General features: G+C 64.8%; 26 protein-coding genes. 24 read left to right on the top strand and 2 right to left on the bottom strand.

Annotation, left to right across the window (positions count from 1 at the left end; translation table 11 throughout):
* Window positions 1-2: 2 nt before the first annotated feature.
* Window positions 3-557: an SH3 domain-containing protein gene (locus Q1B08_RS06200; protein WP_299816207.1), complete on the bottom strand. Its 555-nt coding sequence runs from the start codon at window positions 555-557 to the stop codon at window positions 3-5.
* 197 nt (window positions 558-754) lie between these two features.
* Here Q1B08_RS06200 and Q1B08_RS06195 point away from each other — a divergent pair, with 197 nt between their 5' ends.
* The 24 genes from Q1B08_RS06195 (at window position 755) to rpmD (ending at window position 15731) form a co-directional block, all read left to right on the top strand.
* Window positions 755-3064 carry a DNA topoisomerase IV subunit A gene (locus tag Q1B08_RS06195; RefSeq protein ID WP_299816205.1) on the top strand — a complete coding sequence of 770 codons (2310 nt, stop codon included), beginning with the start codon at window positions 755-757 and terminating at the stop codon, window positions 3062-3064.
* Window positions 3065-3581: 517 nt separating this feature from the next.
* Complete coding sequence (gene tuf, locus Q1B08_RS06190; protein ID WP_299816203.1) at window positions 3582-4757, top strand: elongation factor Tu; 1176 nt, start codon at window positions 3582-3584, stop codon at window positions 4755-4757.
* Window positions 4758-5032: 275 nt separating this feature from the next.
* Window positions 5033-5542 (top strand): hypothetical protein, encoded by a 510-nt coding sequence (locus tag Q1B08_RS06185; RefSeq protein ID WP_299816201.1) that lies wholly within the window; start codon window positions 5033-5035, stop codon window positions 5540-5542.
* A 157-nt stretch (window positions 5543-5699) separates the two neighbouring features.
* On the top strand, window positions 5700-6008 hold the full coding sequence (gene rpsJ, locus Q1B08_RS06180) for a 30S ribosomal protein S10 (protein WP_246947868.1): 309 nt from the start codon (window positions 5700-5702) through the stop codon (window positions 6006-6008).
* 13 nt (window positions 6009-6021) lie between these two features.
* Window positions 6022-6894 (top strand): 50S ribosomal protein L3, encoded by an 873-nt coding sequence (gene rplC, locus Q1B08_RS06175; RefSeq protein WP_299816198.1) that lies wholly within the window; start codon window positions 6022-6024, stop codon window positions 6892-6894.
* Window positions 6891-7508: a 50S ribosomal protein L4 gene (gene rplD / locus Q1B08_RS06170; RefSeq protein ID WP_299816196.1), complete on the top strand. Its 618-nt coding sequence runs from the start codon at window positions 6891-6893 to the stop codon at window positions 7506-7508. Before rplC ends, rplD begins: the two co-directional genes overlap by 4 nt.
* Complete coding sequence (locus Q1B08_RS06165) at window positions 7505-7789, top strand: 50S ribosomal protein L23 (protein ID WP_299816194.1); 285 nt, start codon at window positions 7505-7507, stop codon at window positions 7787-7789. The genes rplD and Q1B08_RS06165 overlap by 4 nt, the downstream gene beginning before the upstream one ends.
* A 110-nt stretch (window positions 7790-7899) precedes the next feature.
* On the top strand, window positions 7900-8742 hold the full coding sequence (rplB, locus tag Q1B08_RS06160) for a 50S ribosomal protein L2 (RefSeq protein WP_299816192.1): 843 nt from the start codon (window positions 7900-7902) through the stop codon (window positions 8740-8742).
* A gap of 1 nt (window position 8743) precedes the next feature.
* Entirely contained in the window at window positions 8744-9022 is a 279-nt protein-coding gene (gene rpsS, locus Q1B08_RS06155; protein WP_246947882.1) for a 30S ribosomal protein S19, read from the top strand.
* 3 nt (window positions 9023-9025) lie between these two features.
* On the top strand, window positions 9026-9406 hold the full coding sequence (gene rplV / locus Q1B08_RS06150; protein WP_299649534.1) for a 50S ribosomal protein L22: 381 nt from the start codon (window positions 9026-9028) through the stop codon (window positions 9404-9406).
* Entirely contained in the window at window positions 9406-10140 is a 735-nt protein-coding gene (gene rpsC, locus Q1B08_RS06145; RefSeq protein ID WP_299816189.1) for a 30S ribosomal protein S3, read from the top strand. The genes rplV and rpsC overlap by 1 nt, the downstream gene beginning before the upstream one ends.
* Before the next feature lie 12 nt (window positions 10141-10152).
* On the top strand, window positions 10153-10566 hold the full coding sequence (rplP, locus tag Q1B08_RS06140) for a 50S ribosomal protein L16 (RefSeq protein WP_299816187.1): 414 nt from the start codon (window positions 10153-10155) through the stop codon (window positions 10564-10566).
* A gap of 110 nt (window positions 10567-10676) precedes the next feature.
* Window positions 10677-11297 carry a TIGR02466 family protein gene (locus tag Q1B08_RS06135; protein ID WP_299816185.1) on the top strand — a complete coding sequence of 207 codons (621 nt, stop codon included), beginning with the start codon at window positions 10677-10679 and terminating at the stop codon, window positions 11295-11297.
* A 163-nt stretch (window positions 11298-11460) separates the two neighbouring features.
* Entirely contained in the window at window positions 11461-11670 is a 210-nt protein-coding gene (gene rpmC / locus Q1B08_RS06130) for a 50S ribosomal protein L29 (RefSeq protein ID WP_299816183.1), read from the top strand.
* Between the two features lie 4 nt (window positions 11671-11674).
* On the top strand, window positions 11675-11905 hold the full coding sequence (gene rpsQ, locus Q1B08_RS06125; protein WP_299649519.1) for a 30S ribosomal protein S17: 231 nt from the start codon (window positions 11675-11677) through the stop codon (window positions 11903-11905).
* A gap of 73 nt (window positions 11906-11978) precedes the next feature.
* Window positions 11979-12347 carry a 50S ribosomal protein L14 gene (rplN, locus tag Q1B08_RS06120; RefSeq protein ID WP_007118848.1) on the top strand — a complete coding sequence of 123 codons (369 nt, stop codon included), beginning with the start codon at window positions 11979-11981 and terminating at the stop codon, window positions 12345-12347.
* The gene (gene rplX, locus Q1B08_RS06115) at window positions 12347-12652 is read left to right on the top strand and encodes a 50S ribosomal protein L24 (RefSeq protein WP_299816181.1); all 306 of its coding nucleotides are present in this window, start codon (window positions 12347-12349) and stop codon (window positions 12650-12652) included. Before rplN ends, rplX begins: the two co-directional genes overlap by 1 nt.
* Complete coding sequence (gene rplE, locus Q1B08_RS06110; protein WP_299816179.1) at window positions 12652-13215, top strand: 50S ribosomal protein L5; 564 nt, start codon at window positions 12652-12654, stop codon at window positions 13213-13215. The genes rplX and rplE overlap by 1 nt, the downstream gene beginning before the upstream one ends.
* A 10-nt stretch (window positions 13216-13225) precedes the next feature.
* On the top strand, window positions 13226-13531 hold the full coding sequence (gene rpsN / locus Q1B08_RS06105; protein WP_299649509.1) for a 30S ribosomal protein S14: 306 nt from the start codon (window positions 13226-13228) through the stop codon (window positions 13529-13531).
* Between the two features lie 14 nt (window positions 13532-13545).
* Entirely contained in the window at window positions 13546-13938 is a 393-nt protein-coding gene (gene rpsH / locus Q1B08_RS06100; RefSeq protein WP_299816177.1) for a 30S ribosomal protein S8, read from the top strand.
* Window positions 13939-13949: 11 nt separating this feature from the next.
* On the top strand, window positions 13950-14483 hold the full coding sequence (gene rplF, locus Q1B08_RS06095; RefSeq protein WP_299816175.1) for a 50S ribosomal protein L6: 534 nt from the start codon (window positions 13950-13952) through the stop codon (window positions 14481-14483).
* 11 nt (window positions 14484-14494) lie between these two features.
* Entirely contained in the window at window positions 14495-14854 is a 360-nt protein-coding gene (gene rplR / locus Q1B08_RS06090; protein ID WP_299816173.1) for a 50S ribosomal protein L18, read from the top strand.
* A 100-nt stretch (window positions 14855-14954) separates the two neighbouring features.
* The gene (gene rpsE / locus Q1B08_RS06085) at window positions 14955-15539 is read left to right on the top strand and encodes a 30S ribosomal protein S5 (RefSeq protein ID WP_299816171.1); all 585 of its coding nucleotides are present in this window, start codon (window positions 14955-14957) and stop codon (window positions 15537-15539) included.
* A gap of 3 nt (window positions 15540-15542) precedes the next feature.
* The gene (gene rpmD, locus Q1B08_RS06080) at window positions 15543-15731 is read left to right on the top strand and encodes a 50S ribosomal protein L30 (RefSeq protein WP_299816169.1); all 189 of its coding nucleotides are present in this window, start codon (window positions 15543-15545) and stop codon (window positions 15729-15731) included.
* A gap of 221 nt (window positions 15732-15952) precedes the next feature.
* Here rpmD and Q1B08_RS06075 read toward each other — a convergent pair whose 3' ends face one another.
* Window positions 15953-16303 (bottom strand): hypothetical protein, encoded by a 351-nt coding sequence (locus tag Q1B08_RS06075; protein ID WP_299816168.1) that lies wholly within the window; start codon window positions 16301-16303, stop codon window positions 15953-15955.
* Window positions 16304-16655 lie beyond the last annotated feature (352 nt).

Below are 16655 nucleotides of genomic sequence, written 5' to 3'. Positions count from 1 at the left end.
CGTCAGGCGGGCTGTAGGAACCGTGCGGACATGTAGCCCGTGCGCCCCGTGTCGGGGACGCGTATCTCCATCCACCCCTCGTCCGCCTCGCCAACTCGCTCGGCCAGTGTTCCTTCGGCCAGGCTGTCGATCACGCCATAAGCGGTCGACGGACCGCTGCGCATGTTGACACGGGATCCGGTGACGCGGAACAGCGCGGCCTCGGCCTCGGTCGCGGTGCGGTCGGAGTCCGACGCGGGTGCCGCGTCGTCCGTCTCGGACAAGCGCACCATGACCGGCTCGCCGATCCGTCGGGGCATCTGCGCGTCCGGCGCGGGCGCCGCGGCGGCAATGGCGGCGGCGTCCGGGACGATTGTCGACGCTACGGCAGTGCGCGTGACGGAGGCTGCGCCGTCCTGCGCGTCGGACAGGATGACGGGACGGTCGTATCCGGAACTAGCCTGCGCCGCCATCACGGGACGGACCGGGATCTGTCCGTCCGTCCGCTCGATCGGCTGCCCCCAGACCACGAACCCGGCATAGACCGCGAGACAGAGGGTAAGCGTAAGTTTCAACATGCGGAACCGCCTTCCATAATCTTCAATCTCGAATGGACATTCAACAGCGGGATGCGGGGGAGGTTCCCATGGTTGAGGCTATGAGGTTAACACATCCGGCCCTGTTCCCGTAGAACGAAGCCGTTAAACGTGGAGCGATCCCGGTCGCGGGCGCGGCGGCTTGTGCCATGCGGGACGCCCCGCTAGACGCAGCGCCCATGGACGAGCCGAACGACCCCCCCGCCGAGGCCGTGATCTCCGAGCCGCTCCGTCGCGCCATCGGCGATCGCTACCTGACCTACGCCCTTTCCACGATCATGAATCGCGCGCTGCCGGATGCGCGGGACGGTCTGAAGCCGGTGCATCGCCGCATCCTTTATGCCATGCGGGAATTGCGCCTGTCGTCGAACGGGGGGTTCCGGAAATCGGCCAAGATCTCCGGCGACGTGATGGGGAACTACCATCCGCATGGCGACGCCGCGATCTACGACGCGATGGCGCGGCTCGCGCAAGATTTCAACGTCCGCTATCCGCTGGTGGACGGGCAGGGGAACTTCGGCAACATCGACGGCGACAACCCCGCCGCCGCGCGTTACACCGAGGCGCGAATGACGCCGCTGGCCGAGGCGCTGCTCGACGGGCTCGACGAGGATGCGGTCGATTTTCGGGAGAATTACGACGGTACGCTGCGGGAGCCGGTCGTTCTGCCCGCGGCGGTGCCGAACCTGCTCGCCAACGGCGCGGCGGGGATCGCGGTCGGCATGGCCACGAACATCCCGCCCCACAATCTCGACGAGCTGATCGCGGCCTGCCTGTATCTCATCAAATCGCCGAACGCGCGCGACGAGACCCTGCTCGAGCATGTCCCCGGGCCGGACTTCCCCACGGGCGGCATCATCGTCGAGCCGCGCGACAGCATCCTCGAGGCCTACCGCACGGGGCGTGGCGCCTTTCGTCTCCGCGCCCGTCACCACGTGGAGGAGCTGGGCAAGGGTCAGTGGCAGATCGTCGTCACCGAAATCCCCTATCAGGTGCAGAAGGGCAAGCTGATCGAGAAGCTGGCCGAGCTCGTCACCTCGAAACGCGTCCCGATCCTCGCCGACATCCGCGACGAAAGCGCCGACGACATCCGCATCGTGCTGGAACCGAAGTCGCGCAACGTCGATCCGGACGTCCTGATGAATACGCTCTACCGGCTATCGGAGCTGGAAACGCGGTTCGCGCTGAACATGAATGTCCTGATCGACGGGGTGACTCCGCGGGTCTGCTCGCTGCGCGAGGTGCTGCAGGCCTTTCTCGATCACCGGCGCGACGTGCTCCTGCGCCGGTCCCGCCACCGAATGCAGAAGATCGATCACCGGCTGGAGGTGCTCGACGGCTTCATCCTCGCCTTCCTCAACCTCGACCGTGTGATCGACATCATCCGCTACGACGATGCGCCGAAAGCCGCTATGATGCACGAGCCCTGGGGCGAGGGCTACGTCCGGGCAGAGGGCGAGGCCGACTACCGATCGCCCCTGCCCACCGAACGGTCGCCGACACTAAGCGAAGTGCAGGCCGAGGCGATCCTCAACATGCGCCTGCGCGCCCTGCGCCGGCTCGAGGAGATGGCGCTCCTGCGCGAGCGCGACGCGCTGATGGAGGAGCGGGCCGGTCTCGAGGATCTGCTCGCCAACGAGGAGGTGCAGTGGAAGGCCATCGCCGACGAGCTCCGCGCGCAGCGCAAGCTCTTCGGCAAGGCCGCCGAGCTCGGCCGCCGGCGCAGCGACTTCGCCGACGCGGTCGAGGTGGCCGACGTGCCGCTCGAGGCGATGATCGAGCGCGAGCCGATCACCGTCGTCTGCTCGCGGATGGGCTGGGTCCGGGCATTGTCCGGGCATCAGCCGCTCGACAAGGAGTTGAAGTTCAAGGACGGCGACGGACCGGCCTTCCTGTTTCACGCGGAGACGACCGACAAGCTCATCGTCTGGGGCAGCGACGGCCGGGCCTTCACGGTGCAGGCCTCCGCGCTGCCGGGCGGCCGGGGCATGGGCGAGCCGCTGCGCCTGATGATCGACCTCCCCAACGAGACCGCCATCGTCGACATCCTGATCCACCAGCCGGGCCGCAAGCTGCTGCTCGCCTCCAACCGGGGCGACGGCTTCGTCGTTCCGGAAGCGGAGATGATCGCGATGCGCCGCGCCGGCAAGCAGGTGCTGACCGTCAAGTCCGGCGACGCCGCACTGCGTCCCGTCCTGGCTCGGGGCGATCACGTTGCCTGCATCGGCGACAATCGAAAGATGCTTGTCTTCCCGCTGTCGGAGCTGCCCGAAATGCCGCGCGGCAAGGGTGTGAGGCTGCAGAAGTTCAAGGACGGGGGCCTTTCGGATGTGACCGTCCTGACATTGGCCGACGGGCTTCGATGGGCCGATCCCGCCGGGCGCATCCGCCACGAGCGAGACCTCGCAGAATGGGTCGGGCAACGGGCGCAGGCGGGTCGGATGGCCCCGCGCGGCTTTCCCCGCGACAACCGCTTCGCTCCGGCCTGAGCCGGCGCGTCTTCGCGAACGCCAATAGGCGATTTTCGGTTTGCCTCCGTGATCGTCGTTTCGGAGACGGCGAGCCGGATCCTATGATCACGGCCGGCTGTCTGGCCACCGGGGGCGACCTGAAGCGCGCGATGACCTCCGAGACCGAGTGCAGCTTTGGTCGCTGCCCGGGCGACGGGGACTTCGTCGTTCCCGCCGCCATCGACGGCTCCGCGGTCGCAACGCCGGAATTCGATCCCGTCGAGGCCGTAGCCGATCCTCGCTGTCATCACCGACTTCGAAGGGGCCGGCGCCCTCCCGTTCGCGCCGGGCTCCGTGAAGGATGCCGACGCTGACGACGCTCGCGCAAATCATCGCGAGCGAGAGCCAAAGTCGGATACCGCGCGATCCGGACCCGCTCGGCCTGCCGTCCTGATCCCCAGCCACATGCCCTTGCCAAGACCGGTTCATGGGGCTAGACGGCGCCCGATGCAATTCAGGGGGTCCGTGGGGCCCCCTTACAAGTCAGGGGCCCATCATGGCGAAGGCAAAGTTCGAACGCACGAAACCGCACGTGAACATCGGGACGATCGGTCACGTGGACCACGGCAAGACGACGCTGACGGCGGCGATCACGAAGTACTTCGGGGACTTCCGGGCCTACGACCAGATTGACGGCGCGCCGGAGGAGAAGGCTCGCGGCATCACGATTTCCACGGCGCACGTGGAGTACGAGACCGAGAACCGCCACTACGCGCATGTCGACTGCCCGGGTCACGCGGACTACGTCAAGAACATGATCACGGGCGCCGCGCAGATGGACGGCGCGATCCTCGTGGTGAACGCCGCCGACGGCCCGATGCCGCAGACGCGCGAGCACATCCTGCTCGGCCGCCAGGTCGGCATTCCGACCATGGTCGTCTACATGAACAAGGTGGATCAGGTCGACGACGAGGAGCTGCTGGAGCTCGTGGAGATGGAGATCCGCGAGCTTCTGTCGAGCTACGAGTATCCGGGCGACGACATCCCGGTGATCCCGGGCTCGGCGCTGCACGCGATGAACGGCACGCAGCCCGAGATCGGCGAGGAGTCGATCCGCAAGCTGATGGCGGCGGTGGACGAGTTCATCCCGACGCCGGAGCGGGCGGTGGACCAGCCGTTCCTGATGCCGGTCGAGGACGTGTTCTCGATCTCCGGCCGCGGCACGGTGGTGACGGGGCGCGTGGAGCGCGGCGTGATCAACGTGGGCGACGAGATCGAGATCGTAGGCATCCGCGACACGCGGAAGACGACCTGCACGGGCGTGGAGATGTTCCGCAAGCTGCTGGACCGGGGCGAGGCGGGCGACAACATCGGCGCGCTCCTGCGCGGCGTCGACCGCGAAGGCGTGGAGCGGGGCCAGGTGCTCTGCAAGCCCGGCTCGGTGAAGCCGCACACGAAGTTTGAGGCGGAGGCGTACATCCTGACCAAGGAGGAGGGCGGCCGGCACACGCCGTTCTTCGCGAACTACCGGCCGCAATTCTACTTCCGGACGACGGACGTGACGGGGACGGTGATGCTGGCCGAGGGCACGGAGATGGTGATGCCGGGCGACAACGTGTCGTTCGGTGTCGAGCTCATCGCGCCGATCGCGATGGAGCAGGGCCTGCGCTTCGCGATCCGCGAGGGCGGCCGCACCGTCGGCGCGGGCGTGGTTTCCAAGATCACCGAGTAAGCCACTCCGCAGATTCGAACGATGCGAGGGCTCCCGAACGGGAGCCCTTTGCACATGAGGGGCACGGCTTGCGTCGATCCGGGGCGCGTGCATCCTCAGCCTATGGATCCGACCGCTCCCGACGCGTGTCACGTCTTCGTCCTGTCCGGTGCCTGCGGGGGCATATAATTCGACGGCGAACCTCGCGGCGCGGCGCTAGCGGGGGAGAGCTGATCTGGAGAACCCTGGTCGATCCCGAAGCGCCGCACGCCGCGCCCGACCGGATGGCAGCCCATGTGCCCGAACGCGCCAAGGCGAAAACCGACATCCGCAGAAGTTCGGTCGAGGACCCGATTGGCAGTGTCAGGTTCGCGCTTCAATCGCGCATAAAGGGCATGCGTCTGCAATGGATCGTGATGATCCTTCGGTGCCATATTGCATGGCGGCGCGACGTCTTTTGCAGCCGCCGGTCCAGGGGGTTGGACCTGCATTGGCGCACGGTCGAGGAGCGCGCCCCGCCGGCGGGTCGACCGACGCTGATCCGCGTCGAAATCCGCTCCGCGCAGGAAGAGCGAACCAACCACGATCTCGACTTTTCCTTCGTTTTTTCACCTCTGTTTCTGGTGCTCGATTTGCCGACGGGATCGCGCGCCATGACTGCCGGCGTCATACCCGTAAGCCGGTACGTCATGGAACTTTCCGACCCTCTGTGCGCCCTTGGGCCTCGATATCGGCGCAGGATTATCCTTTTCCGCCGTCGGCGCCGGTTCCGAGGGAAAAGGCGCGGTCCGGGGGTTGCCACCTAGGACGACTCGGTCTAGAGGCCCCCATCCGGACGGAGCCGCCATCGCGGTTCCGCTTCCGTCAGGTCCGAAGAGGGGGCCGGATGAGCCGCTCTCCTCCTCTCGACTTGCATAGCCGAAGCGCCCGAAGGGGCGTTTGGCCGTCTTTCGGACGAACGACATGAAAAGCCAGAATATCCGCATCCGGCTGAAGGCGTTCGATTACCGTGTGCTCGATGCCAGCACGCAGGAAATCGTCAACACCGCCAAGCGCACGGGTGCCCAGGTTCGCGGCCCGATCCCGCTGCCGAACAAGATCGAGCGCTTCACCGTCCTGCGCGGTCCGCACATCGACAAGAAGTCGCGAGACCAGTGGGAGATCCGCACGCACAAGCGCATGCTCGATATCGTCGATCCGACTCCGCAGACCGTGGACGCGCTGATGAAGCTCGACCTCGCCGCCGGTGTCGACGTCGAGATCAAGGTCTGAGGAGGGCACGTTTATGCTGCGTTCCGGAGTGATCGCGAAGAAGGTGGGCATGACCCGCCTGTTTTTGGAAGACGGCAAGCAGGTGCCCGTCACCGTGCTGCAGCTCGACGGCCTGCAGGTCGTGGGACAGCGCACGCCCGACAAGCACGGCTATACCGCTGTGCAGCTCGGCGCGGGGACCGCAAAGGTCAAGCGGACCAGCCAGGCGATGCGCGGTGTCTACAAGGCCGCGGGCGTCGAACCCAAGCGCAAGATTGTCGAGTTTCGCGTGGATGACGACGCCCTGATCGAGGTCGGCGAGGAGATCATCGCCGATCATTATTTCGAAGGGCAGTTTGTTGATGTGTCTGGCACCTCGATCGGCAAGGGTTTCGCCGGCGCGATGAAGCGGCACAATTTCGGCGGCCTGCGTGCTTCGCACGGTGTGTCGATCAGCCACCGCTCGCACGGCTCGACCGGTCAGTGTCAGGACCCGGGCAAGGTCTTCAAGGGCAAGAAGATGGCCGGTCATATGGGCGCTGCGCGTGTTACCACGCAGAACCTGCAGGTCGTTCGCACCGACACCGACCGTGGCCTGATCATGGTCAAGGGCGCCGTGCCGGGCTCCAAGGGTGGCTGGGTGACGATAAAGGACGCGGTGAAGAAGCCGTTCCCCGACACAGCCGTCGTGCCTGCCGCGCTGATGTCGGCGCGACGCGAAGCCCAGAAGGCCGCCGGGGAAGCCGCTGCCGCCGCGGAAGCGGAAGCGAAGGCCGCGGAGGACGCGCGTCTGGCCGAGGAAGCCGCTGCTCAGGAAGCCGCGCTGCAGGAAGCCCAGGCGGAAATTGCCGAGGACAAGGCCGATACGGATCATTCGGATCCTGAGAAGAAGGAAGGTGACGAATGAAACTCGATGTCATCACCCTCGACGGCGACGCTGCCGGGTCGGTCGAGCTGAGCGACGATCTGTTCGGACTCGAGCCGCGCCGCGACATCCTCTATCGCGTCGTCCGCTGGCAGCGGAACAAGGCGCAGCAAGGCACCCACAAGGTCAAGACGCGCTCCGAGGTCAGCTATTCGACCAAGAAGATTGTTCGTCAGAAGGGCTCCGGTGGCGCACGTCATGGATCCCGCAAGGCACCGATCTTTCGCAAGGGCGGCGTCTACAAGGGGCCGACCCCGCGCAGTCACGCCCACGAGCTGACGAAGAAGGTCCGCAGGATGGGTCTGATGCACGCGCTGTCGTCGAAGGCCCAGTCGGGCAACCTCGTCGTGCTCGACGAGCTTCGTGCGGAGGGCAAGACGGGCGCGCTCGCCAAGCAGCTTGCCAATCTCGGCTGGAAGCGGACGCTCATCATCGACGGGGCGGAGATCGATTCCGGCTTCGCGCAGGCCGCGCGGAACCTCGGTCAGGTCGACGTCCTTCCCTCCGCCGGCGCGAACGTCATGGATATCCTCAAGCGTGACACCCTGGTGATCACGAAGGCGGGTGTCGAGGCTTTGGAGGCTCGCCTGAAATGAACACCTACGACGTGATCCGAAAGCCGATCATCACCGAGAAGGCGACCTTGGCCTCCGAGGCCAACGCCGTCGTATTCGAAGTGGCGATCGATGCGAACAAGCCGCAAATCAAGTCCGCGGTCGAGGAGTTGTTCGGCGTGAAGGTACGCGCGGTCAACACCACGATCACCAAGGGCAAGGCGAAGCGCTTCCGGGGCCAGATGGGCCGCCGGAAAGACGTGAAGAAGGCGTACGTGACGCTTGAAGAGGGCAACACGATCGACGTGACTACGGGGCTTTGAGCCCATTGCCGGTCGGCCCGTGTGGGCCGGCCGTTTCGACGGGGACCTTCGGGGCCCTTTGACCTCGGGCGGGAACATCCCGCCGACACTGCAAACGGAAGACAGGTAACATGGCACTCAAGTCGTACAAGCCGACGACGCCGGGCCAGCGGGGGCTGGTTCTGATCGACCGTTCGGAGCTGTGGAAAGGCCGGCCGGTCAAGTCCCTCGTGGAGGGGCTGACCAAACACGGCGGCCGGAACAACACCGGACGGATCACGATGCGCCGCAAGGGCGGCGGAGCAAAGCGGCTCTATCGGATCGTCGATTTCAAACGTAACAAGCTCGACGTCCAGGCGAACGTGGAACGGATCGAGTACGATCCGAACAGGACCGCGTTCATCGCGCTGATCCGCTACACGGACGGCGAGCAGGCGTATATCCTCGCGCCGCAGCGGCTCGCCGTGGGCGACCGGGTCGTCGCCTCGGCCCGTGCGGACATCAAGCCCGGCAACGCGATGCCGTTTCAGGGAATGCCGATCGGCACGATTGTCCACAACATCGAGTTGAAACCCGGCAAGGGGGGCCAGATCGCGCGTGCGGCTGGAACCTACGCCCAGTTCGTCGGTCGCGACGGCGGTTACGCGCAGATCCGTCTTTCCTCCGGCGAGCTGCGGCTTGTGCGACAGGAATGCATGGCAACGGTCGGCGCGGTCTCGAACCCGGACAACTCGAACCAGAACATCGGCAAGGCCGGCCGCAACCGTCACAAGGGCATTCGCCCGAGCGTGCGTGGCGTCGTCATGAACCCGATCGATCACCCGCATGGTGGCGGCGAAGGTCGCACCTCGGGCGGACGTCATCCGGTCACGCCGTGGGGCAAGCCGACGAAGGGTGCCCGCACCCGCAACACGAACAAGGCGTCCAGCCGGCTGATCGTCCGGTCGCGTCACGCCAAGAAGAAAGGCCGCTGACATGAGCCGTTCCGTCTGGAAAGGGCCCTTTGTGGACGCGTTCGTCCTGAAGAAGGCCGAAGCCGCTCGTGAATCGGGCCGCAACGACGTGATCAAGATTTGGTCACGCCGCTCCACCATCCTGCCGCAATTCGTCGGCCTCACCTTCGGCGTCTACAACGGCCAGAAGCATATTCCGGTCAACGTGTCCGAGGACATGATCGGCCAGAAGTTCGGCGAGTATTCCCCGACGCGCACCTATTACGGGCATGCGGCCGACAAGAAAGCCAAGAGGAAGTAAGTCATGGGCAAGGAAAAGAATCCCCGCCGCGTGGCTGAGAACGAAGCCATGGCGAAGCTGCGGTCGCTGCGCACCAGCCCGCAGAAGCTGAACCTTGTCGCCGCGATGATCCGCGGCAAGAAGGTCGAACGCGCCCTGAGCGACCTGACCTTCTCCAAGAAGCGGATCGCGATCGACGTGCGCAAGTGCTTGCAATCGGCGATCGCGAATGCCGAAAACAACCATAACCTGGACGTCGACGAGCTGGTCGTCGCCGAGGCCTGGGTCGGCAAGAACCTGACCATGAAGCGCGGTCGCCCGCGGGCTCGTGGCCGGTTCGGACGGATCATCAAGCCGTTCTCGGAGATCACGATCAAGGTGCGGCAAGTCGAGGAGCAAGCCTGATGGGCAACAAGGTCAATCCGATCGGCATGCGGCTTCAGGTCAATCGCACCTGGGACAGCCGCTGGTACGCGGACACAAAGGACTACGGAAACCTCCTGCTCGAGGACCTGCGCATGCGGGAGTTCATCGAGAAGGAATGCAAGCAGGCCGGTGTCAGCCGCGTCGTGATCGAGCGTCCGCACAAGAAGTGCCGCGTCACGATCCACACCGCGCGTCCGGGCGTCATCATTGGCAAAAAGGGCGCCGACATCGAGGTTCTTCGCAAGAAGCTCGCCGCGATGACGGACAGTGAGCTGCATCTCAACATTGTCGAGGTTCGCAAGCCGGAACTCGACGCGCAGCTTGTGGGCGAGAGCATCGCCCAGCAGCTGGAGCGTCGGGTCTCGTTCCGCCGTGCAATGAAGCGGTCGGTGCAGAATGCCATGCGCATGGGCGCGCTCGGCATCCGAGTGAATCTGGCCGGCCGTCTCGGCGGTGCGGAAATCGCGCGGACCGAGTGGTACCGCGAGGGGCGGGTGCCGCTGCACACGCTGCGCGCGGATATCGATTACGCGCATTCGGAGGCGACCACGCCGTACGGGATCATCGGGATCAAGGTCTGGATCTTCAAAGGCGAGATCATGGACCACGATCCCTCTGCCCGTGATCGCAAGGCGCAGGAATTGCAGGATGGCCCGTCCCCCCGTGGTGCCGGCGGCGGGCGTCGCGACGACCGCCCGCGCGGTCGCCGGTAAGGAGGAAGCACGATGCTACAGCCGAAACGGACGAAGTTCCGCAAGCAGTTCAAAGGCCGCATTCACGGCGAGGCGAAGGGCGGGTCCGACCTGAACTTCGGCACGTATGGCCTCAAGGCCACGCAGCCCGAGCGCGTTACCGCGCGCCAGATCGAGGCCGCCCGACGAGCGATGACGCGACACATGAAGCGTCAGGGCCGCGTCTGGATCCGGATCTTTCCGGATTTGCCGGTCACCTCCAAGCCGACCGAGGTGCGGATGGGTAAAGGTAAGGGCTCCGTCGATTACTGGGCCTGCAAGGTGAAGCCCGGCCGCATCATGTTCGAAATCGACGGTGTGAGCGAGGATATCGCGCGTGAAGCGCTTCGGCTCGCGGCGATGAAGCTGCCGATCAAGACGCGCACCGTGGTCCGCGAGGATTGGTGACGCAAGCGGCGGCCCAAATCGCCAATTGATCGGCCCCTGCCGGGAACGGCGGGGGCCTTCTCGTGTCCGCCCGAGGCAGGTCCGGCGGACGCAGCAACAGGATCGCTGCCGTGTCTGACATCTCCTCCCTCTTCGCCACGCGCCTTTACCGCGCTCAGCTATCGGATCACGCCCCGACGGTCGATGCAGGAGAGCTCGAGGCGTCCTGCCTCTCGATCGCCGAGGATGACGAGGCGGGGCAGGCGTGGTGCGAGGAAAACGGGTTCCCCGGCTATACGAGCTATGCCTCGTTGACCGACCTCGCATGGCGCTTTCCGATCTTTGCGGATCTGGTAAAATCCCTAGACGCGCACGTCGCCGCCTTTGTCGAGGATCTTGCCTTCGATCTCGGGGAGGGGCGTCTGGTTCTCGAGGACATCTGGGTGAACATTCTGCCGGAGGGTGGAAGCCATTCGGGGCATCTCCATCCGCACTCGGTGATCTCGGGCACAACCTACGTGACGATGCCGGATGGCGCGTCGGCGATCAGGTTCGAGGATCCGCGCTTGGCTTTCATGATGGCCGCGCCGCCGCGCCGGAAGGACGCGCCGTCCGACCTGCGTAGTTTCGCCTATGTCCGGCCGTCGTCCGGCGAGGTTCTTCTGTGGGAGAGCTGGCTGCGCCACGAGGTTCCGCTCAATACCTCCGAGGAGGAGCGGATCAGCGTCAGTTTCAACTACGCTTGGCGCTGAATGCGTCACCACATCGGCGGGTGCGACAGGAAACTCGGCTCGACCTCGATGTATCGGTTGTCATTTCCCGCAGGTCCTCCTATAGGCCCTGAACTCACCCTCCACCGGGAATCAGGTGACCCCATCCGGGGCCTGCCGGTGATGTTGCAGAAAGGAGCCGGCGATGAACGCCAGCGATCTGAGAAACAAGACGCCGGACGAGCTCCGGGACCAGCTGAAGCAGCTCAAGAAAGAGGCGTTCAATCTGCGCTTCCAGGCTGCGACGAGTCAGCTCGAGAACACCGCGCGCATCCGTGCCGTCCGTCGCGACGTCGCCCGCGTGAGCACGATTCTGAACCAGAAGGCGGCCGAAGCCGCGAACACGGAGGCCTGAGCCCATGCCGAAGCGTATCCTGCAGGGCGTCGTCACCTCCGACCAGAACGCCCAGACCGTCACCGTCTCGATCGAGCGCCGCTTCAAGCACCCGCTCCTGCACAAGACGGTCCGGAAGTCGAAGAAGTACCGCGCCCACGACGAGACCAACCAATTCAAGGTCGGCGACGTGGTCCGCATTCAGGAATGTCCGCCGAAGTCCAAGACGAAGCGGTGGGAGGTCATCGCCGAATAAGGCGCTGACCTGACGAAATCGAAACCCTGGGGCGCAAGGCACGCATCGCCTCCCCAAAGGTCGGGAGAAACCAATGATCCAGATGCAAACCAACCTGGATGTTGCTGACAACAGCGGCGCACGCCGTGTTCAGTGCATCAAGGTTCTGGGCGGGTCCAAACGGAAATACGCCTCCGTCGGCGACATCATCGTGGTGTCGGTGAAGGAGGCCATTCCGCGGGGCCGCGTGAAGAAGGGTGACGTCCGCAAGGCCGTTGTCGTGCGCACCGCCAAGGAAGTGCGCCGTGACGACGGCACAGCGATCCGCTTCGACCGGAACGCCGCCGTGATCCTCAACAACAACAACGAGCCGGTGGGCACCCGTATCTTCGGGCCCGTGGTTCGCGAACTGCGTGCAAAGAATTTCATGAAGATCATCTCGCTCGCGCCGGAGGTGCTGTGATGGCTGCCAAACTCCGCAAGGGCGACAAGGTCCGCGTCCTGGCCGGCAAGGATCAGGGCCGCGAGGGCGAGATCGTCAGCGTGGATCCGAAAGCCGGCAAGGCCGTCGTCGAGGGCGTCAATATGGCGATCCGGCATACGCGCCAGAGCCAGACCTCGCAGGGCGGCCGCATTCCGAAGGCGATGCCGATCGACTTGTCGAACCTTGCCGTCATCGACGGCAACGGGAAGGCCACACGCGTCGGTTTCCGTTTCGATGACGGCAAGAAGGTGCGCTTTGCCAAGACTACGGGAGACGTGATCTGATGCTCGACCAGGCAAATTACACGCCGCGTCTGAAATCCGTCTACGCGGACACGATCAAGCCCGCGCTGAAGGAAGAGTTCGGCTACAAGAACGTCATGCAGATCCCGCGTTTGGACAAGATCGTCCTGAACATCGGGGCTGGCGCAGAAGCCGTTCGCGACTCCAAGAAGGCGAAATCGGCGCAGGACGACCTCTCTACCATCGCGGGTCAGCAGGCCGTTATCACCAAGGCGAAAAAGTCCATCGCCGGCTTCCGTGTCCGTGAGGGCATGCCTCTCGGCACGAAGGTGACGCTGCGCGGCGCCCGGATGTACGAGTTCCTCGACCGTCTGATCACGATCGCGCTGCCCCGCGTCCGCGACTTCCGCGGCGTGAACGGCAAAAGCTTCGACGGCCGCGGCAACTACGCTATGGGCCTCAAGGAGCACATCGTGTTCCCCGAGATCAATTTTGACAAGGTCGATGAGGTCTGGGGCATGGATATCATCATCTGCACCACTGCCGAGACGGATGCGGAAGCCAAGGCGCTGTTGAAGCACTTCAACATGCCGTTCAACAGCTGAGGAAATAGACATGGCCAAAGAATCCATGATCGAACGCCAGAAGAAGCGCGAGCGGCTGGTGAAGCAGTATGCCGCCAAGCGCGCGTCTCTGAAGGACATCGCCAATGACGAGTCGAAGCCGGTGGAAGAGCGCTTCAAGGCCCGGCTGAAGCTGGCCGAGTTGCCGCGCAATTCCTCGCCGACCCGTCTCAACAACCGCTGCCAGCTCACCGGACGGCCCCGTGCCTATTATCGGAAGCTCAAGCTCAGCCGCATCATGCTGCGCGATCTTGCCTCGCAGGGGAAGATCCCCGGCATGGTCAAATCGAGCTGGTAAGGGAGGTCAGATAGATGAACGATCCTATCGGTGATATGCTGACGCGCATCCGCAACGCGCAGATGCGTGGCAAGACCACCGTTTCCACCCCCGCATCCAAGCTGCGCGCGCACGTCCTCGACGTGCTGGCAGACGAGGGCTACATTCGCGGCTACGAGTCGTCGAGCGACCACCAAGGTCATCCGACGCTTGAGATCGCGCTGAAGTACTACGAAGGCACGCCGGTCATCCGCGAGGTGAAGCGCGTCTCGAAGCCAGGTCGCCGCGTCTACATGGCCGTCGCCGACCTGCCGTCTGTTCGTCAGGGCCTCGGCGTCTCCATTGTCTCCACGTCGCGTGGCGTCATGTCCGATTCAGCAGCACGCTCCGCCAATGTCGGCGGCGAAGTGCTCTGCACCGTATTCTGAGGAGGGTTGCAATGTCTCGTATCGGCAAACGGCCCGTGCCGCTGCCCTCGGGCGCGGAGGCCTCGATCTCCGGTCAGAAGGTTACGATCAAGGGGCCGAAGGGTACCCGCGACTTCACAGCCACGGACGATGTGACGCTTGCCATCGCGGATAATGCCGTGACGGTCACGCCGCGCGGCAAGTCCAAACGCGCGCGCCAGCAGTGGGGCATGGCACGTACGATGGTCGAGAACCTCGTCACCGGCGTGACCACGGGCTTCAAGAAGGAGCTCGAGATCACCGGCGTCGGCTACCGCGCGCAGATGCAGGGCAACACCCTGAAGCTCGCGTTGGGCTACAGTCACGACGTCAACTTCGAGGTGCCCGAGGGCGTCACGGTGACGGCCCCGAAGCAGACCGACATCGTCGTCGAGGGCATCGATCAGCAGCTCGTCGGTCAGGTCGCGGCCAACATCCGCGAATGGCGGTCGCCGGAGCCCTACAAGGGCAAAGGTATCCGCTACAAAGGCGAGTTCATCTTCCGCAAGGAAGGCAAGAAGAAGTAAGGACCAGACAGATGGCAAACAGCAAACGGGATCTGTTCCTGAAACGCCGACTGCGCGTCCGGAACAAACTTCGCAGGATGGCGGCCGGACGCCCGCGTCTTTCGGTGCATCGCTCCAACAAGAACATCTCGGTTCAGGTGATCGACGACGTGGCGGGCCGTACGCTCGCCTCGGCCTCGACGCTCGAGAAGGATTTGGGGCTTGTCGGCAAGAACAACGTCGAGGCGGCCAGCAAGATCGGCGCCGCGATCGCGGAGCGTGCGAAGAAGGCGGGCGTCGACGACGTGTATTTCGACCGCGGTGGCTTCCTGTTCCACGGCAGGGTCAAGGCGCTGGCCGACGCGGCGCGCGAAGGCGGATTGAAATTCTGAGTGAAGGGGGCGTTCGCGCCCCCTCGATGATCCGGGAGCCTGAGGCTCACCTGGGATCGTATCCATCCGGGCGCGGCCCGGAACCGAAAAGGAGTGCCGCATGGCGGAACGTGACAACAGCAGGGGCCGCGGCCGCGGGCGCGATCGCGACGAAACCCCGGAATTCGCCGATCGCCTTGTGGCGATCAATCGCGTCTCGAAGACGGTAAAGGGCGGCAAGCGCTTCGGCTTTGCGGCGCTCGTCGTCGTGGGCGACCAGAAGGGTCGCGTCGGCTTCGGCAAGGGAAAGGCCAAGGAGGTCCCCGAGGCCATCCGCAAGGCTACCGAGCAGGCGAAGCGTCAGATGATTCGTGTCCCGCTGCGCGACGGTCGTACACTGCACCACGACATGAATGGTCGCCACGGCGCCGGTCGCGTCGTGATGCGCACAGCGCCGGAAGGTACCGGCATCATCGCCGGTGGTCCGATGCGCGCCGTGTTCGAGATGCTTGGCATCAAGGACGTGGTCTCGAAGTCCATCGGGTCGCAGAACCCCTACAACATGATCCGGGCAACGCTCGACGGTTTGACCAAGGAAGCGAGCCCGCGTTCGGTCGCGCAACGTCGCGGCAAGAAGGTCGCCGACATCCTGCCCAAGCGCGACGAGGCGCCGGCCGAGTCGTCGCAAGTAGCCGAGGAGGCCTGATCCATGGCGAAGACAATTGTCGTGAAACAGATCGGGAGCCCGATCCGTCGGCCCGAGAAGCAGCGCGCCACCCTGGTGGGCCTTGGGCTTAACAAGATGCACAAGACGCGGGAGCTCGAGGACACGCCCTCCATTCGCGGAATGATCGCGAAAATCTCGCATCTGGTGGAGATCGTGGAAGAGCGAGGCTGACCGGCTTCTTTATACCGTTACGAAAGGCCGTTCCCCGGGCCGGTGCCTGACGGCAAATGTTGACGACCCGCCGCTGAAACGGCGGGTCTTTCAATGCGTATCCTGACGATGTCGCAACAGATCCCGCTCATGGATCCGCCCGTGAGCCAGCCCGATCCGCATTGCGGGCGTTTCTTTGCCCCGACCCGGCTCCGTCCCGTCGTGGTGGAAGCGGTGGATGTTTACGGGTTTTGCCGGCACGGATGGATCGGAGAGGCGATGCCGCTCCGGGTGCGTCCGTGGGGATCTGCGAGCGCGTAGCAAACCGCCCGTTCGAGCGGAAGCGGCGGACCTAGCTGTCGACGCTGCGCGACGTCGACAGGCGCATCGAACGTGCCTTCGGGCGTGCGCTGACGTTTGGGACTGTCCGTCAGGAGCGGGACGGGCTTATTCGGCCCGCTCTTGGCCGGGAAGGGATACGGGAACCGGGCACCGATCGGCTCGCCGATCGGGCGGCAGGCCACTTCTTTGTCGACGATCTCGACAGGGAACCCGGAAGGCATGCGCTTCAACGCCGTCGAAGTCACCGCCACCGCGGATCACCGACCTTCGTCCGTCCTAAGCTTTGGTAGAGTTCGGGATGGTCGTCGGCGGGGAACTGTTCGCTCGCAGACCCCGCGATCCGGCAGGCGGGTCTGGCCGAGTCGGTCTGGCGCAGGCGGCGAATCCGCTCACGCTCCTCCACGACCGCACGGTTGTTCTTCGCCCGGGAGGCCGTTCCACACGCGGGACACTGGCAATGTTCTTCGCGCGCCTTGCCGACGACCACGCCCCGGAGCACGCCTGAAGCCGGTGGTGGCATGCCTTCGGGTCGCCTGAGCGGATCGGGCAGAACGCCGCAGGTCGCGCATAACGGGTCGCGGCAGAAGTTCAGGGCGATATCCG

The organism is uncultured Jannaschia sp., from assembly GCF_947494025.1.
Lineage (GTDB): Bacteria > Pseudomonadota > Alphaproteobacteria > Rhodobacterales > Rhodobacteraceae > Jannaschia.
This window is presented reverse-complemented; position numbering and strand designations above follow the sequence as displayed.

Bases quoted from the DNA above. Each gene is read 5' to 3' on its own strand.
- rplE (WP_299816179.1), top strand. From the start codon at position 12,652: ATGCTCGACCAGGCAAATTACACGCCGCGTCTGAAATCCGTCTACGCG.
- rplD (WP_299816196.1), top strand. From the start codon at position 6,891: ATGAAACTCGATGTCATCACCCTCGACGGCGACGCTGCCGGGTCGGTC.
- rplP (WP_299816187.1), top strand. From the start codon at position 10,153: ATGCTACAGCCGAAACGGACGAAGTTCCGCAAGCAGTTCAAAGGCCGC.
- rpsQ (WP_299649519.1), top strand. From the start codon at position 11,675: ATGCCGAAGCGTATCCTGCAGGGCGTCGTCACCTCCGACCAGAACGCC.
- rpmD (WP_299816169.1), top strand. From the start codon at position 15,543: ATGGCGAAGACAATTGTCGTGAAACAGATCGGGAGCCCGATCCGTCGG.
- rpsE (WP_299816171.1), top strand. From the start codon at position 14,955: ATGGCGGAACGTGACAACAGCAGGGGCCGCGGCCGCGGGCGCGATCGC.
- tuf (WP_299816203.1), top strand. From the start codon at position 3,582: ATGGCGAAGGCAAAGTTCGAACGCACGAAACCGCACGTGAACATCGGG.
- rplX (WP_299816181.1), top strand. From the start codon at position 12,347: ATGGCTGCCAAACTCCGCAAGGGCGACAAGGTCCGCGTCCTGGCCGGC.
- rplB (WP_299816192.1), top strand. From the start codon at position 7,900: ATGGCACTCAAGTCGTACAAGCCGACGACGCCGGGCCAGCGGGGGCTG.
- rpsN (WP_299649509.1), top strand. From the start codon at position 13,226: ATGGCCAAAGAATCCATGATCGAACGCCAGAAGAAGCGCGAGCGGCTG.
- rplV (WP_299649534.1), top strand. From the start codon at position 9,026: ATGGGCAAGGAAAAGAATCCCCGCCGCGTGGCTGAGAACGAAGCCATG.
- rplF (WP_299816175.1), top strand. From the start codon at position 13,950: ATGTCTCGTATCGGCAAACGGCCCGTGCCGCTGCCCTCGGGCGCGGAG.
- rplN (WP_007118848.1), top strand. From the start codon at position 11,979: ATGATCCAGATGCAAACCAACCTGGATGTTGCTGACAACAGCGGCGCA.
- rplC (WP_299816198.1), top strand. From the start codon at position 6,022: ATGCTGCGTTCCGGAGTGATCGCGAAGAAGGTGGGCATGACCCGCCTG.
- Q1B08_RS06195 (WP_299816205.1), top strand. From the start codon at position 755: ATGGACGAGCCGAACGACCCCCCCGCCGAGGCCGTGATCTCCGAGCCG.
- rpsC (WP_299816189.1), top strand. From the start codon at position 9,406: ATGGGCAACAAGGTCAATCCGATCGGCATGCGGCTTCAGGTCAATCGC.
- rpsS (WP_246947882.1), top strand. From the start codon at position 8,744: ATGAGCCGTTCCGTCTGGAAAGGGCCCTTTGTGGACGCGTTCGTCCTG.
- rplR (WP_299816173.1), top strand. From the start codon at position 14,495: ATGGCAAACAGCAAACGGGATCTGTTCCTGAAACGCCGACTGCGCGTC.
- rpmC (WP_299816183.1), top strand. From the start codon at position 11,461: ATGAACGCCAGCGATCTGAGAAACAAGACGCCGGACGAGCTCCGGGAC.
- Q1B08_RS06165 (WP_299816194.1), top strand. From the start codon at position 7,505: ATGAACACCTACGACGTGATCCGAAAGCCGATCATCACCGAGAAGGCG.
- Q1B08_RS06200 (WP_299816207.1), bottom strand. From the start codon at position 557: ATGTTGAAACTTACGCTTACCCTCTGTCTCGCGGTCTATGCCGGGTTC.
- rpsH (WP_299816177.1), top strand. From the start codon at position 13,546: ATGAACGATCCTATCGGTGATATGCTGACGCGCATCCGCAACGCGCAG.
- rpsJ (WP_246947868.1), top strand. From the start codon at position 5,700: ATGAAAAGCCAGAATATCCGCATCCGGCTGAAGGCGTTCGATTACCGT.